Annotated in this window: 10 protein-coding genes and 2 tRNA genes; 2 read left to right on the top strand and 10 right to left on the bottom strand. The window is 57.2% G+C overall.

The genetic code is table 11. From position 1 onward, the window contains the following. The 3 genes from QN399_RS15660 to rimO all read right to left on the bottom strand — a co-directional run. Positions 1–266 (bottom strand): toxin VasX (locus QN399_RS15660; protein ID WP_330201175.1); only part of this gene is annotated, 266 nt, incomplete at its 3' end. After that, positions 263–1,135 (bottom strand): DUF4123 domain-containing protein, encoded by an 873-nt coding sequence (locus QN399_RS15655; RefSeq protein ID WP_330201174.1) that lies wholly within the window; start codon positions 1,133–1,135, stop codon positions 263–265. The genes QN399_RS15655 and QN399_RS15660, both read right to left, overlap by 4 nt. Positions 1,136–1,294: 159 nt before the next feature. Next, on the bottom strand, positions 1,295–2,623 hold the full coding sequence (gene rimO / locus QN399_RS15650) for a 30S ribosomal protein S12 methylthiotransferase RimO (protein WP_330201178.1): 1,329 nt from the start codon (positions 2,621–2,623) through the stop codon (positions 1,295–1,297). A gap of 278 nt (positions 2,624–2,901) precedes the next feature. Between rimO and QN399_RS15645 the strand changes: the two genes are divergently transcribed. Next, positions 2,902–4,800: a potassium transporter Kup gene (locus QN399_RS15645; RefSeq protein ID WP_330201173.1), complete on the top strand. Its 1,899-nt coding sequence runs from the start codon at positions 2,902–2,904 to the stop codon at positions 4,798–4,800. 91 nt (positions 4,801–4,891) lie between these two features. Here QN399_RS15645 and QN399_RS15640 read toward each other — a convergent pair whose 3' ends face one another. The 4 genes from QN399_RS15640 to QN399_RS15625 all read right to left on the bottom strand — a co-directional run bounded on the left by QN399_RS15640 (position 4,892) and on the right by QN399_RS15625 (position 9,487). Next, entirely contained in the window at positions 4,892–6,181 is a 1,290-nt protein-coding gene (locus tag QN399_RS15640) for an AcvB/VirJ family lysyl-phosphatidylglycerol hydrolase (protein WP_330201172.1), read from the bottom strand. Beyond that, positions 6,181–8,823 (bottom strand): bifunctional lysylphosphatidylglycerol flippase/synthetase MprF, encoded by a 2,643-nt coding sequence (gene mprF, locus QN399_RS15635; RefSeq protein WP_330201171.1) that lies wholly within the window; start codon positions 8,821–8,823, stop codon positions 6,181–6,183. The genes QN399_RS15640 and mprF overlap by 1 nt, the downstream gene beginning before the upstream one ends. Before the next feature lie 258 nt (positions 8,824–9,081). After that, a tRNA-Met gene (locus QN399_RS15630) sits at positions 9,082–9,158 on the bottom strand. Positions 9,159–9,410: 252 nt separating this feature from the next. Beyond that, a tRNA-Met gene (locus tag QN399_RS15625) sits at positions 9,411–9,487 on the bottom strand. A 249-nt stretch (positions 9,488–9,736) separates the two neighbouring features. Here QN399_RS15625 and dinB point away from each other — a divergent pair. Next, the gene (gene dinB / locus QN399_RS15620; RefSeq protein WP_330201170.1) at positions 9,737–10,798 is read left to right on the top strand and encodes a DNA polymerase IV; all 1,062 of its coding nucleotides are present in this window, start codon (positions 9,737–9,739) and stop codon (positions 10,796–10,798) included. Here dinB and QN399_RS15615 read toward each other — a convergent pair. The 3 genes from QN399_RS15615 to QN399_RS15605 all read right to left on the bottom strand — a co-directional run bounded on the left by QN399_RS15615 (position 10,795) and on the right by QN399_RS15605 (position 15,047). After that, complete coding sequence (locus QN399_RS15615) at positions 10,795–11,751, bottom strand: hypothetical protein (RefSeq protein WP_330201169.1); 957 nt, start codon at positions 11,749–11,751, stop codon at positions 10,795–10,797. The genes dinB and QN399_RS15615 overlap by 4 nt on opposite strands. A gap of 87 nt (positions 11,752–11,838) precedes the next feature. Next, positions 11,839–13,554: a proline--tRNA ligase gene (locus QN399_RS15610; protein WP_330201168.1), complete on the bottom strand. Its 1,716-nt coding sequence runs from the start codon at positions 13,552–13,554 to the stop codon at positions 11,839–11,841. A gap of 167 nt (positions 13,555–13,721) precedes the next feature. Further along, the gene (locus QN399_RS15605; RefSeq protein WP_330201167.1) at positions 13,722–15,047 is read right to left on the bottom strand and encodes an OprD family porin; all 1,326 of its coding nucleotides are present in this window, start codon (positions 15,045–15,047) and stop codon (positions 13,722–13,724) included. Positions 15,048–15,142 lie beyond the last annotated feature (95 nt).

Below are 15,142 nucleotides of genomic sequence, written 5' to 3'. Positions count from 1 at the left end.
TCGTTCAGGCCGGTGGCGCTGTCGATCACGTACAGATAACCGTCACGCAACATGCGTAGACCCAAGGGGCGGCTTTGTAGCGTGTAAGGCATCGCCAGATCAGCGCTCGGATCGAGACCGTCTTCAACCAGGCCGTAACGTACCGGCAGCAGGTGAATGGTTGTTTGCATGAGTGGGCAAACCCCGACTTCGCCGAAGGGCGTGGCGCTTTTGGATTGGGCGACCAGATTGGCCAGATGACCGCGAGGGGTCATGAAATCGGTCATGGCTGGCACCTTTTCTGGGCCAGATCAGCAATGCGTTCGATGCGCTGGGCCTTGGGTAAACTGGATTTAGGGTCTAAAAGGCTGACGATGTCGGGGTCTTTCCGTAGCCCTTGTTCGTCCACAAAGCCATGGGCATTGGCGTACAGGTACAGTTCTTTTTCACAGTCAAAACCGTGCTCGACAGCACGGCGCGCCAACGCCTGCAGATGCTCCCGATACTGCTGATCCGTTAAATCGGCCTGATAGTCAGGAAAGTAGTGCTTCATGTGCCGGGAGAGTTCGGTCACCCGTTTACGAAAGCTGGCGTCGTGGAGACGGTCCCACTGCTTTTCATTAAACCGGTAGGGTGCATCGTGTTTCGGGGGCGGCATTTCGCTGGGGCGGGTGTAGCGATGCCAGCCGCTACGCGCAAGGTCTGCGATGAAAATGTGCTGGCAGGGGCCGAACAGCATGGAGTCGGGATATTCCGTTCCAAACAGGGCATCTGCCACTGGTGGGAACGCCATGCGCAGCAGCATTTCTTGCCCGGACGGATGCTCAATGACGGTCAACCAGCGCAGATGCGCAACCACTTGCTCCCAAGACTCATCGCTGACGAGCAGGTAGCCCCACTGCTGATCGACCTGTTCCAGGAATTGCGCCAGTGCAGGGTCGCCCGCACCTCTCAGGCGGACAAGACAAGGGGATAGGTCTCTAAACTCGGCAAGTCGAGTGGTGAGATAGAGCACGTCCACCCTCGGAGTTTCGTCCCACTCGAATACACGCGGCAAAAGCCTCTCGACCTGTACCGCATCAAGCAGCAGGCCGACGCTTTGTTGCCAGGGGAAATCTTCTGGCAGTGCGATCCGTTTAGCAGTGGCCGATCCCATTCGCACAATCCTTCGCGTTTCTCGAAAGCGACGACTATGACGGGAATAGAGCGCGGGTTATGTCGGCGGAGGGCGTGGGAGGAGGTAAGACTTTTCCCTAAGTTGCAAAAAAGCCCTGCCAGTTGAAGGGCAGGGCTTTTTTTCGAGCGACAGGCTGATTTAAACCGTTTCAGCCCACAGGTCGTATTCGTCAGCGTCTGTTACTCGGCACAAGACCTTGTCACCCGGCTTAAGGTCCTGGTCACTGTCGATAAAGACGTTGCCGTCGATTTCAGGCGCATCGAAGAAGCAGCGGCCTACGGCACCACCGTTTTCGTCGATTTCATCAATCAGCACTTCAATCTCTTTGCCGACTTTCAATTGCAAGCGCGCTGCGCTGATGGCTTGCTGGTGAGCCATGAAGCGGTCCCAACGGTCCTGTTTGATCTCGTCCGGGACGTGATCACCCAAGGCGTTGGCCGGTGCACCTTCGACCGGGGAGTACTGGAAGCAACCCACTCGGTCGAGTTGGGCTTCGGTCAGCCATTCGAGCAGGTATTGGAAGTCTTCTTCGGTTTCACCAGGGAAGCCGACGATGAAGGTCGAACGAATGATCAGATCCGGGCAGATTTCGCGCCAGTTCTTGATTCGCGCCAGGGTCTTGTCTTCGAAGGCTGGGCGTTTCATCGCCTTGAGGATTTTCGGGCTGGCGTGCTGGAAGGGGATATCCAGGTACGGCAGGATTTTCCCGGCGGCCATCAGCGGAATCAATTCATCGACGTGCGGGTACGGGTAGACGTAGTGCAGGCGGACCCACACCCCGAGGGTGCTGAGGGCTTCGCACAACTCGGTCATGCGTGTCTTGACCGGCTGCCCGTTCCAGAAACCGGTGCGGTATTTGATGTCGACGCCATAAGCGCTGGTGTCCTGGGAGATCACCAACAGTTCTTTGACCCCGGCCTTGACCAGACGCTGGGCTTCGTCGAGCACATCGCCGACCGGACGGCTGACCAACTTGCCGCGCATCGACGGGATGATGCAGAAGCTGCAGCTGTGGTTGCAGCCTTCGGAAATCTTCAGGTAGGCATAGTGGCGAGGCGTCAGCTTGATGCCTTGAGGTGGCACCAGATCGATCAGCGGGTTGTGATCGAGGTTTGGCGGCACGGCGTCATGAACGGCGTTGACCACTTGTTCATACTGTTGCGGGCCGGTAACGGCCAGCACGCTAGGGTGAACCAGGCGGATCGCACTTTCTTCTACGCCCATGCAGCCGGTAACGATAACCTTGCCGTTTTCAGCGAGGGCTTCACCGATCACTTCCAGGGATTCGGCCTTGGCCGTGTCGATAAAACCACAGGTGTTGACCACCACTACGTCGGCGTCCTGGTAAGTGGCTACGATTTCATAGCCTTCCATGCGCAGTTGGGTGAGGATGCGCTCAGAATCGACCAGAGCTTTGGGGCAACCCAGGGAAACGAATCCAACCTTTGGGGCAGACGGCGTGGTGATGGTGGACATAGCGAACCTCGGTATTGGGTGGCGCCCGGGCAAATGGCTGGGGTACCGACTGGGCGTTTGGCACGCCGCTGATCAAAAAGTGCGCAATTCTAGCGGTGAGACCGTAGATTGACCAGCTTTATGCAGAGAATTACGACGAGTGCTGCGCTATGCTTCGCGGCGCTACGCTGGATCGTATCAATGGTGTTAGTCGGTATCTGTAAAAACGGGGCTCACTCAGGCGCAGTGTCGTGCTTTTGGAGTCCAGGTCTTGGTTGTGGGAGTGGTTAATGGGTCAGGCAATTAGTCAGGCAGATGCAGAGCGCCATCCGGCAAAGCCTTTGGGTCTGCTGGTCGCAGCTGTCGGTGTGGTTTACGGCGATATTGGCACCAGTCCGCTGTACACCCTCAAGGAGGTGTTCTCGGGGGCGTACGGAGTCCCGGTCGACCATGACGGGGTTCTCGGTATTCTGGCGCTGATTTTCTGGTCGCTGGTTTGGGTGGTGTCGCTTAAATACGTACTGTTCATTCTGCGCGCCGACAATCAGGGCGAAGGCGGAATCATGGCTTTGACCGCACTGGCGCGGCGGGCCTCTTTACCGTACCCAAGGTTGCGCAGTGCGTTGGTGGTCTTCGGTCTGTTCGGTGCGGCGCTATTTTATGGCGACAGCATGATCACCCCGGCCATTTCCGTGCTCTCTGCAGTTGAAGGTCTGGAGCTCGCATTCAAGGGTGTCGAACACTGGGTAGTGCCCCTGTCGCTGATCGTGCTAGTGGGGCTGTTTCTGATTCAGCGGCACGGTACCGCGCGGATAGGCATCCTGTTCGGTCCGGTGATGGTCGTCTGGTTTCTGGTGCTGGCCGCGCTGGGTATTGGCGGAATCATGCAGCATCCCGAAGTACTCAAAGCACTTAATCCAGTCTGGGGCATGCATTTCTTTATCGTCCACCCTGGTGTTGGTGTGACTATTCTCGGTGCGGTGGTCTTGGCACTGACTGGTGCCGAAGCGCTCTATGCCGATATGGGCCATTTCGGTCGCAAGCCAATCGCCCGTGCCTGGTTCATTCTGGTGCTGCCAGCGCTGGTGCTGAACTATTTTGGTCAAGGCGCGCTACTGCTCGACAATCCTGAGGCCGCGCGTAACCCTTTCTATCTGCTGGCACCCAGCTGGGCGCTGATTCCGCTGGTCGTTCTATCAACCCTGGCCACGGTGATCGCTTCGCAAGCGGTAATTTCCGGGGCTTTCTCCATGACGTTGCAGGCGATCCAGTTGGGTTACATCCCGCGCATGCACATTCAGCACACCTCCAGCTCTGCCCAGGGGCAGATTTATATCGGCGCGGTGAACTGGTCTCTGATGGTGGGTGTGATCTTGCTAGTGCTGGGTTTCGAATCTTCCAGTGCGCTGGCCTCCGCTTACGGGGTTGCCGTGACCGGGACGATGTTGATTACCACGATACTGGTGGCTGCGGTGGTGTTGCTGCTGTGGAAATGGCCGCCGTTGTTGGCCGTACCGGTACTGCTTTGCTTCTTGCTGGTCGACGGGCTGTTCTTTGCGGCTAACGTGCCGAAGGTAGTGCAGGGTGGTGCGTTCCCGGTTTTGGCGGGGATTGCTTTGTTCATCTTGATGACCACCTGGAAGCGCGGTAAACAGTTGCTGGTGGATCGGATCGATGAGGGGGGGCTGCCACTGCCGATCTTTATCAGCAGTATCCGTGTGCAACCGCCGCACCGCGTGCAGGGTACGGCAGTATTTCTCACTGCGCGCGCCGATGCGGTGCCGCATGCTCTGTTGCATAACCTGCTGCACAACCAGGTGTTGCACGAGCAAGTGGTGTTGCTGACGGTAGTTTACGAGGACTCACCGCGCGTTCCCGCGAGCCGGCGCTTTGAGGTCGAAGCTTACGGAGAGGGGTTCTTCCGGGTGATCCTGCATTTCGGATTCATCGACGAACCGGATGTGCCCGCTGCGCTGAAGCTGTGCCATCTGGATGAGCTGGACTTCAGCCCGATGCGCACCACGTACTTCCTCAGCCGTGAAACAGTCATTGCTTCCAAGCTGGAAGGTATGGCGCGTTGGCGCGAAGGGCTATTTTCTTTCATGCTCAAGAATGCCAACAGTAATCTGCGTTTCTTCAATCTACCGTTCAACAGGGTGATCGAGTTGGGCACCCAAGTAGAGATGTAAGGGTAGACATGTAAGGTACAGAAACAAAAAAGTCCCCGAGCTGCAAGGCTACGGGGACTTTTTGTTGGTGTGGCGCGATGGCAGTGTTGGGTCAGCCTTGTTTGGCTGAGGTTTTCCCTTGGCGCTTCTCAATAGCATCAATCATGCGCCTGGCCAAGGCCGGGTAGTTTTCATCGAAGTGGTGCCCGCCCGGCAGCTTGAGCTTTTCGCCAACGGCGGTGGTTTCGGTGCAACCGCTCTCGGCATCCTCTTCAGCACCATAAACGCACAGCACTTTATCAGCGGGTAGCTTAGCCATCTCGGGCCCCGTGGGTGCTTCTTTGCCTGCGGTCCCCAGCCAACCCTCGACCATGATCTCGAAGCTGCCGCTGCGCGCGAATGCCAGCAAGATGATAGCGTCGACGCGCTTTTGCTCATCAGGGGCCAGGCGGTTATAGATCGCCGGCAGCACATCGGCACCGAACGAATAGCCGGTGAGCACGAAGCGCTTGGTGCCCCATTTCTGCCGGTAGTGCGCCATCAATTCGGCGAGGTCCAGAGCACTTTGCTCGGGAGACTTGTGCTGCCAGTAGTAACGCAAGGTGTCGATGCCGACTACCGGGTAGCCGATTTTGGCCATTTCACCTGCCACGTCACGGTCCAGGTCGCGCCAGCCACCGTCCCCGGAAAGGAACAATGTCACGGTGTCAGTCGTCTGTCCGGCGGGCACCTCCACCACGGGAATGTTCAGGCCACCGTCATTGTCATCGGCGACCAATTGGTGGCGAAGTTGACTGTTGAGTACCTGTGGCAGGTGGATGTCGTAGTCGCTGATGCTGTTCTCGGCATTAGGTTGATCGCGAACGAAGGATGCAGCGGCATCATCCGGGCCGTCGTTCCAGGCAACCAGCCAGTGTCCATGTGCGGCGGTTTTTGGCAGCGCGTCATTGCAGCCAGGTGGCTCAAGAGAGAAGCCTACCGAGATCGCTTGAGCCTTGTCGTTAGTTTGTCCCGCCAGCCACCGCCAGGCCAGGGTTGCGCCTGGGCCGATACCCGCAACCAGTGTGGGCGCGGCGTTGAGTTTTTCTATGCCTGCGTCTAGGGTTTGCTGCTGCAGGGCGCAGTTGTCCTTGGGCAGGGTTACCTGCACGATTTCGGCGTCGGCGTCCTGACTCAGTGCCAGCAGTTGCTTGTCCGTCAGGCCTTCATCCGACAGGACGGCCAAGGCAACGTAAGCGTTAGCGCTAGTGCCGGGCAAGACCCGGGTCAGGGCTGCCCCATTCTCGAGTGTCAGGTGTTCGAGACTTGCTTCAGGCTCAGGGCGATTCCACAACCAAAAGCCAAGTACCAGTGCTAGAACAATCAGGGCTGCGAGCAAAAATCGCCAGTAGCGTTGAATCATCAGCGTTTCACCAATCCGGTCAGGCCGCCTGCAATCAGGGCGGCAGTGTCAGCCAGCGCCACGAGCGGATCAAGTCCGGCGGGCACGGCCATATAACGGGGTTCCCAGTCAGGCTGGAACTTGTCTTTGAAGCGGCGCAAGCCTTGGAAGTTATACAGTTGCTCGCCACGGCGGAATACCATAGAGCCGAGACGCTGGGTCAAGGGTGCGCCGCGTCGCGGCTGCAGGCCGGAAAGCGGAACCATGCCCAGGCTGAAGCGTCCATAACCGTGCTCTTTATAGTGCAGAATCAAGCCGATCATCATGAATTCCATGGTCAGTTTGGGTGCGTCGGGGTGAGAACGCATCAAATCCAGGCTGGCCAGTTCATGTCGAGATGTTTCCAGCAGGTTGGCGAACGCTACAGGCTTGCCTTCGAAATGGATGATCGCTATACGGAAATGTTGCAAGTATTGCGGGCTGAAGCGGCCTAGGGAGAAGCCTTTCTCTCGGACATTTTTACCGGTAAGCCAAGCATCTGAAATCACCTTCAGCTCGTCCAGCGGCGCCTGACCAACCTCATAGATCTCCAGCGACAGGCCATCCCGACCACCGCGGTTCCAGGTATAGCGCAGGTCTTTCATTTCCTTGCCTTTGGCATCGATGTCAAAGCGCTTCAGGTCGACCCGTGCTTCTTCGCCCAGTTTGATCGCAGTCAAGCCGATGTCCATGTAGAACGGCAGATTCTCCGCGCGCACCTGGTAGAACACCGGGCGAGCATGATGGATGTCACACAGGTCGCGGAATTGCCAGATCAGCTCTGCGCGTTGCTGTGTTGGGCCAATCGGGTCATACAAGGCCACCAGGCTTCGGCCACGACGTGCGTACATCAAGAAGGCCTTGCCGCTAGGGTGTAGCAGTATTGCTTTGTCACCGGTCAGTACAAGGCCGCCATCGGGCTGATCGGAAGCATTCACGATCTCGGCGGCTTTGGCCAGTTCTTCGGCATTGGGCAAGGTAATGACCGGACGTGCGGTACGCAATAGCCAGGTCAGTGAAACGATCACCAGCAATACCGCGCTGCCCAAGGCTGAACGCAAGGCCCGCGGGGCATCGGAGTTGAGGGTGAATTGCCACCAGAGCTGATGGCTGTATGGCACGTCCTGATAGGCGAACAAGAGCAACCAGATCGACGCTGCCAGCACGCAGGTGCTGGCCACCAGATACAGCGGCGAGAATGGCAACTCAAGCAAGCGGCTGGGCCGATAGAACGAATGCCGGAAGATCCCCAGCAGCCCTGCAGTCAGGGTCAGCAGACTGGCCTCTTCCCAGTCGAAGCCCTTGAGCAGAGACAGCACTGCGCCGACCACGAGTAACACGGTCGTCAGCATCCATGCCGCCGATAGACGCCGACGCAGGCCTTGGGCCAGCAACAAGCACAATACGCCAATCAAGCTGGCGCCGAAGTGCGAGGCATCAATCAGGCGATGTGGGATTAGAAAGCCAACGTGTTTCAAGCGCGTATCGATTTCAGGCGTGGCACCGGAAAACAGCAGGACCACACCCGACAGAAACACCAGCAACGCCAGGATCGGCGCAGCCAGACCCGAAGCAACGCGTATAGCTTTGCGGGTCGGCAAAACGCGTTGGGCTTCGGTGACCAGCAATGCCACGCACGCCAGCAATAACGGCAGGACCACATAAATCAGGCGATAAAGCAGCAAGGCGGCTGCCAAGGGTGCAGCGCCCAGTTGATCGGCAAAGGCGGCAAGTAAAATCGCCTCGAACACGCCTACACCACCTGGTACATGGCTGAGCACGCCTGCAGCCAGAGCAAGCAGGTAAACCAGCAAGAAGGCACCAAAGGGGGGGGCGTCGGGCAGCAGCAAATAGAGCACGATGGCTGCAGCGCCCACATCCAGCGCAGTGATAACCAATTGCATCAACGTCAGGTTCAGGCCGGGCAGACGAAGAGTGCGACGCCCCGCACGGACCAGAAGGTTGTGTGGGATCGGTTGTTCGGGCAGGCGGCGGCGATAGATGCCCACCGCTAACAATGCACTGAGCGCGAGAATTGTCACGGCCACCGACGCAAGCACTGACGTGTGCAAATGCAGGGCAACGGAAGCGGCTGGCAGATTGCTCAAGGTCGCCAAGGCGGCAAGCGGGGGCAGGGCGCAGCCCAATGAAAGGCTGGCAAATAAGGTCATGCGCGCGACTTCTACAGCGCCCAGACCATGGCGAGCGTAAAGCCGGTAACGAACCGACCCGCCAGACAGTAGCGACAGCCCTACTGCGTTACCAATCGCAAACGCGGTAAAACCGCCGAGGACCAGCGTGCGCGCAGGGAGTTGAACATTGGCGTAACGACTGGCCGACCACTCATAGCCCAGTAGTACCACAAAGCCAACGACAGTCGCGGCCAAGGCGCCGGCTAATGCGGGCAGCGGAACGCTCAGCAGCGAATCGTGCAGGGCGTAGAGGTCCAGTTCGCTCAACAGATGACGACAGGCGATCAGTGCAATAGAGAACAGGAGCAACGTTACCGCAAGGCCCAAGGGTTGGCGATATTTGCTCAGCAGTTCCAACCAGTGCAAACGAGTCGGCGCAATCGGTTGAGTGGCGGTGACAGGTTCATTGGAATCGGACGAATTGGCGCGCATCAATCACTCCTTGGATCGTGCGCGACAGGATGGAGGTATACAGACAAGTTACCAATCCCTACGCAGAAAATATTTCGAGATATTAGCGTGTCACAGTCTACAGGGCGAATGTAGCGGATTCGTTTCAGCCGGCTGTTTAGCCGATAGACACCCCATCCTCTGGATCGACAATTCTGACAAGCATTTCTGACCGCTGTTCCGATGCTTTTCGGTCAGACACAAAAAAGGCCACTCTTTCGAGCAGCCTTTTTCGATATTTGGTTGCGGGAGCCGGATTTGAACCGACGACCTTCGGGTTATGAGCCCGACGAGCTACCAGACTGCTCCATCCCGCGTCTGTGTGGCGGCATTCTACAGTGGAACGGTGGGGTGTCAACCGTTAATGCGGCATGAGCGACAAATAAGCGTAAATAGCTTGTCGGATCGGTTAAGTGTTCGGTGCACAAAGGGTTTTCCTGATGGGGTGTCTTTTATGTCTCATCCGTCTATTCCTGACAGCTCCACAACGAAGGGGGAGGGCAAGGTTGGATGCGATGAAATCGCAGGCACAAAAAAGGCCACTCTTTCGAGTAGCCTTTTTTGATGTTTGGTTGCGGGAGCCGGATTTGAACCGACGACCTTCGGGTTATGAGCCCGACGAGCTACCAGACTGCTCCATCCCGCGTCTGTGTGTCGGCATTCTACAGTGGAACGCTGGGCTGTCAATTGTTAATTTCAGAAAAATTCTTTTCCTTCAATCGCTTAGCGATGCTAATTGAGTGCGCGAATCGGCTTGAGGGCGCGCAGCGCGGACCTGGCAGGGCTATTTTAGTCATTTTTTCAGGCTTTTCGTACATTGCTTTCGGTATCGTGAGTGCCACATTTCAGCGTGGGTGAGATACTGCGCAGCCCACAGCATTCATAACCGCACCTCATGACGCAGCGCAAAATCATCCACGTCGACTGTGACTGCTTCTACGCCGCCATCGAAATGCGCGACGATCCGCGTCTTGCTGCCAAGCCGCTGGCGGTAGGCGGTTCGGCGGACCGGCGCGGAGTGATAGCCACCTGCAACTATGAGGCTCGGGCCTATGGCGTGCGCTCGGCCATGTCGTCCAGGCATGCTTTGACGCTGTGTCCCGACCTGACCATCGTCAAGCCGCGCATGGAAGCTTATAAAGAGGCTTCCCGTGAAATCCAGACCATTTTTCGCGATTACACCGATCTGATCGAGCCTCTGTCGTTGGATGAGGCTTTTCTGGATGTTTCGGACAGCAACTATTTCTCGGGAAGTGCGACCCGAATTGCTCAGGACATCCGTCGCCGTGTCTCCAATCAACTGCATATCACCGTGTCAGCCGGGGTGGCCCCAAACAAATTCCTCGCAAAAATTGCCAGTGACTGGAAAAAGCCCAACGGTCTGTTTGTGATTACCCCGGATCAAGTAGAAGCGTTCGTCGCCACATTGCCGGTGAGCAAGTTGCATGGCGTCGGCAAGGTAACTGCGGGCAAGCTGGGCCGACTCGGTATCACCACCTGCACGGATCTGCGCGACTGGAACAAATTGGCCTTGGTGCGCGAGTTCGGCACGTTTGGTGAGCGGCTATGGAGTCTGGCGCGCGGGATTGATGATCGGCCGGTGCAGAACGACAGTCGGCGTCAGTCGGTAAGTGTCGAAAACACCTACGATACGGATTTGCCCGATCTGGCCAGCTGTCTGGAAAAACTGCCGGAGTTACTCGCGACGCTCGCAGGGCGAATGGCGCGCGTGGACGACAGCTACAGGGCGGGTAAGCCTTTCGTCAAAGTGAAGTTTCATGACTTCACTCAAACTACCCTTGAGCAATCAGGCGCGGGGCGTGATCTGGATGGTTTTGAACAGCTGCTGACCCAGGCATTCGCTCGAGGTGATAAGCCGGTGCGCTTATTGGGTATCGGCGTGCGTCTGCAGGATCTACGTGGTGGTCATGAGCAGTTGGAGCTGTTTATGCGTTAGCTGTTCGGCCCTGGATCGGCCACCAGGCGCCCGGCGTCTTTGGTCAGCGATTTAAGAAATTGCTGTTGCAGTTCGGGGTCATTGCGCGTCAGTTCGATCAGGCTTTGTTCCAGCTCGCTGGCTTCTTCTTCGAGTCCCAGTTCTGAGAGACGTTTGACCCGGTGTACCCATTGGCTGACTTCGTCATCTTCCAGGTCATCGTAGATCAATGCGTGAGCTTCGCGCAATTTGCCGCGCAATGAATTGCTGATCGGCAGGGTAGCACTGACGCGTACATTGTCTTGATCATCCGCGACACTGATCTGCAAGCGGGTGATGTGATTGATTTCCTGTTCGGCAAAAGGGCTGTCGAGCAGGTTCAGGCGCAGTACCCCGTTGTGATCGGTTGTCAGATCGTAAGTTTGCGCGCCTGCCTTGACCTCGACCGGGCGTTCGCTCCAGGGCAAGCTGGAATACTCAATCCGCTTGTCGTGCTGAACCTCATCAATACTGGAAAGGTTCTGCTGCGCCCTGCCAAGGGACGGCATGTTCATGAATGGATTGAGCCCGGCAAAGCCGTAACTGATCCAGTCTTTGGTCATGCTGTCGGGTAAGCGCCCAAGCATGACCACGTTGAGAATATTGGCGCCTATGCCGCCCACCACTGCAACTGCACCCAGCGGGATTTCATAGGTCTCGCGCCAAGGTTGGTAAGGGGTGTAGCGATCATAGTTGCGGGTGACTTCGAATTCGGTGACTTCGAACGTCTTCTGATCATGAATCCGCACGCGACGTTGCGGAAGCTCAAGCATCTTGGGCTCGCCGATATCGACTTGCAGGCTGTGATTGAGCAATTTGCGCTCGACGCGCTCTTCGTGCTCGCTGTGTGGTGACAGGTGGTTGGCACAACCGCTGACAAGCAGGGTGCCGCACAGTGCGGCACTACCGAGGCTTAAGGTATTTCGCTTGAGCATGTGATCTCTTGATACGGAAAGTGCGGGTCTTGCCTTGTCATGCGTCGATGGCGAGGGCGCGCACGCTTTCACGTGCGCGTCCCGGACTCAGCGGCGGATGCGGGCTTGAAGAAAGGACAGGACATCGGCCACAGGCAAGGCTTGCGCCTGGGCTTCAGTACGGCTCTTGTACTCAAGGTTACCTTCTGCCAGGCCGCGGTCGCTGACCACGATGCGGTGCGGAATACCGATCAGCTCCATGTCTGCGAACTTGTTGCCGGGACTGGTTTTTTTGTCGCGATCATCCAGCAGCACTTCAAAGCCAGCTGCGGTCAGTTCGGCGTACAGCGCGTCGGTTGCTTCGCGCACTGCCTCGGTTTCATAGCGCAATGGCACCAGGGCAATCTGGAAAGGTGCCAGAGCATCGTTCCAGATGATCCCGTTTTCATCGTTGTTCTGCTCAATGGCAGCTGCCACCACGCGAGAAACACCAATGCCATAACAGCCCATGGTCAGGGTTACAGGTTTGCCGTTTTCGCCAAGCACCTGGCACTTCAAGGCTTCGCTGTACTTGGTGCCCAGCTGGAAAATGTGCCCGACTTCAATACCGCGTTTGATTTCCAGCGTGCCCTTGCCGTCCGGGCTTGGGTCGCCAGCCACCACGTTGCGCAGGTCGGCCACGGCGGGAACCGGTAGATCGCGCTCCCAGTTGACGCCAAAGTAGTGCTTGTCGTCGATGTTGGCGCCGATGCCAAAGTCGCTCATCAGTTCGACGGAGCGGTCGATGATGCAAGGCAGCGGTAGATTCAACGGGCCAAGCGAGCCTGCGCCAGCGCCAATGGCGTCACGCAGTTCGGATTCGGATGCCATGACTAGCGGGCTGGCGACCTGGGGCAGGTTGGCGGCCTTGATTTCGTTGAGCTCGTGATCGCCACGAATGATCAGTGCGATCAATTTGCCTTCTTCAGCTGCGTGGACCACCAGAGTTTTGATGGTCTTTTCAATCGGCAGGTTGAAGCCTTCCACCAGTTGCGCGATGGTCTTGGCGTGTGGTGTGTCGATCAGGCGCAGTTCTTCAGTGGGTGCCTGGCGTGACTGTTCGCGTGGAACGGCCTCGGCTTTTTCAATGTTTGCAGCGTAATCGGAGCTGTCGCTGAATGCGATGTCGTCTTCGCCAGACTCGGCCAGCACGTGAAACTCATGAGAGCCCGCGCCGCCGATGGAGCCGTTATCGGCTTCGACGGGGCGGAAGTTCAGGCCCAGTCGCGTGAATACGTTGCAGTACGCTTGATGCATCCGGTCGTAGGTAGTCTGGAGCGAAGCCTGATCGACATGGAAGGAGTACGCGTCTTTCATAATGAATTCGCGGCCACGCATCACACCAAAGCGTGGGCGGGTTTCGTCGCGGAATTTGGTCTGGATCTGATACAGGTTGATCGGCAGCTGCCTATAGCTGTTGAGCTCGTTGCGTGCCAGATCGGTGATGACTTCTTCGTGGGTCGGGCCCGCGCAGAATTCGCGGTTATGTCGATCTTTCATACGCAGCAATTCTGGGCCGTACTGTTCCCAGCGCCCTGATTCCTGCCACAACTCTGCGGGCTGGATGCCGGGCATCAATACTTCGAGCGCACCAGCAGCGTTCATCTCTTCCCGCACGACAGCTTCGACCTTGCGCAATACACGCAGGCCCATGGGGAGCCAGGTATAAAGGCCGGAAGCCAGTTTGCGGATCATGCCGGCACGCAGCATCAGCTGGTGGCTGACGACGACTGCATCGGAAGGGGTTTCTTTCTGTGTGGCGAGCAAATATTGACTGGTACGCATGGTAGGCCGTTGTCGGTTGCTGAGACTAGAAATGACCTCGCATTGTACGGGGGGGATCCGGTCGCGTACAGGGCAAGGCGGGTGCCCGGAATTGTTCGTGTGATTTCTGGTGCACATAAAAAACCCGGCCTAGGCCGGGTTTTCTGTAGCGAGTGACTGATGTGCGATTACAGGATCGAAATCGGGTAGTCGACGATCAGACGGAACTCTTGGACATCGCCTTCGCCTTCTGCAGCGTTGGCAGTGTGCCAAGCTTGACGAATACGGAAAGACAGGTCTTTTGCTGGACCAGTCTGAACAACGTATTTAGCTTCAAGGTTGGTTTCGTGGTGGCTACCGTCTTTGCCGTACAGGCCAGTGTAGGCGCTGTTCAGTGGGGTGTTGGTGCCGTCAATGTGGCTACCGGAAACATAACGGGTCATGAAGCTCAGGCCCGGTACGCCGAAGGACGCCATGTTCAGGTCGTAGCGAGCTTGCCACGATCTTTCGCCAGGGGCGTTGAAGTCGGAGTACTGGATGGAGTTGGCAAGGAAGATCGAATCGCCGCCGCGGTCGTTGTCACCCACACCGATGTAGTCGAACGGGGTTTCGCCGTTGACCTTCTGGAAGCTGAGGGTCAGGGTGTGTGCGGTCATGAACGAATACGCTGCTGCCAGGGAGAAAGCGGTGTTGCTGATATCGCCCGCTTTCTTGGCACCGGTATCTGTTGTGCGGTAGATGTTGAAATCCCACGCCAAGGATTGCGTGTCAGCGATAGGCATAACGTAGTTCACGTTAGCGTAGTACTGGTTCCAGATGTCTTGTAGCTTGGCTGCATACAGCGAAGCGCTCAGGCTGTCGGTGATGGCGTATTTGCCACCTGCGAAATCTGCCGATTTTGCTGTGATGTTGGTGTACGCAGTACCCAGCGCACCGCTACGTTTGGTCGTGTCCTGGCTGGTCGCGGAAGTGAAGTGGCCCGCTTCAAGGTCAAGACCTTTTATTTCGCTGCTCTGCAACTGGAAGCCGCTAGCGGTCTGTGGCAGAAGGCGAGAGCCACCCACCGCGAAGACAGGGCTGGTCGTTGGCTGCATGTCGCCGACTTTCAACTGTGTCTTGGAAATGCGGACTTTAAGCGCAGCACCGGCTTTGCCGAAGTCGGTCGAGTTTTCGCCGGCTGCGTTGGTCTGCAGGTTGCCGGAACCAGAGTACTTGTCAGAGCCGTCAAGTTTCAGGCCGAAGTAGCCGAAGGCGTCAACACCGAAGCCGACAGTGCCCTGAGTGAAGCCCGAGCTGAAGTTGCCGAGGACGCCTTGGGTCCAGTCTTTATCATCTACTGCACCGTTTGTCTTGTTACGGTTGTAGTAGTAGTTGCGAAGCAGCACGTTCAGTGTGCTGTCTTCTACAAAGCCCTTGGTATCGGCCTGATCACTGACGAAGGCTGCAGCCGTTGCCAATTGGGTGCTGCCCGCAGTTACGGCCAGTGCGATTGCGCTCCACTTCATCACTCTCATCGTGATTTGCTCCTTTGGTTTTTTAAGAAAAGTTGCCGCCTTCCCACCTGTTTTTTTATCTGGGAGGCTCTTTCTTTTTGTGTCGGCGCGAATTT

This window comes from Pseudomonas sp. 10C3 (assembly GCF_036346185.1).
Taxonomy (GTDB): Bacteria; Pseudomonadota; Gammaproteobacteria; order Pseudomonadales; family Pseudomonadaceae; genus Aquipseudomonas.
The sequence above is the reverse complement of the archived record's forward strand: the minus strand, read 5'-3'. Positions and strand labels throughout refer to the sequence as shown.

Excerpts from the sequence above, each read along its gene's own strand:
- QN399_RS15615 (WP_330201169.1), bottom strand. The coding sequence starts at position 11,751 with ATGCTCAAGCGAAATACCTTAAGCCTCGGTAGTGCCGCACTGTGCGGC.
- QN399_RS15610 (WP_330201168.1), bottom strand. The coding sequence starts at position 13,554 with ATGCGTACCAGTCAATATTTGCTCGCCACACAGAAAGAAACCCCTTCC.
- QN399_RS15655 (WP_330201174.1), bottom strand. The coding sequence starts at position 1,135 with ATGGGATCGGCCACTGCTAAACGGATCGCACTGCCAGAAGATTTCCCC.
- QN399_RS15640 (WP_330201172.1), bottom strand. The coding sequence starts at position 6,181 with ATGATTCAACGCTACTGGCGATTTTTGCTCGCAGCCCTGATTGTTCTA.
- mprF (WP_330201171.1), bottom strand. The coding sequence starts at position 8,823 with ATGCGCGCCAATTCGTCCGATTCCAATGAACCTGTCACCGCCACTCAA.
- dinB (WP_330201170.1), top strand. The coding sequence starts at position 9,737 with ATGACGCAGCGCAAAATCATCCACGTCGACTGTGACTGCTTCTACGCC.
- QN399_RS15645 (WP_330201173.1), top strand. The coding sequence starts at position 2,902 with ATGGGTCAGGCAATTAGTCAGGCAGATGCAGAGCGCCATCCGGCAAAG.
- QN399_RS15605 (WP_330201167.1), bottom strand. The coding sequence starts at position 15,047 with ATGAGAGTGATGAAGTGGAGCGCAATCGCACTGGCCGTAACTGCGGGC.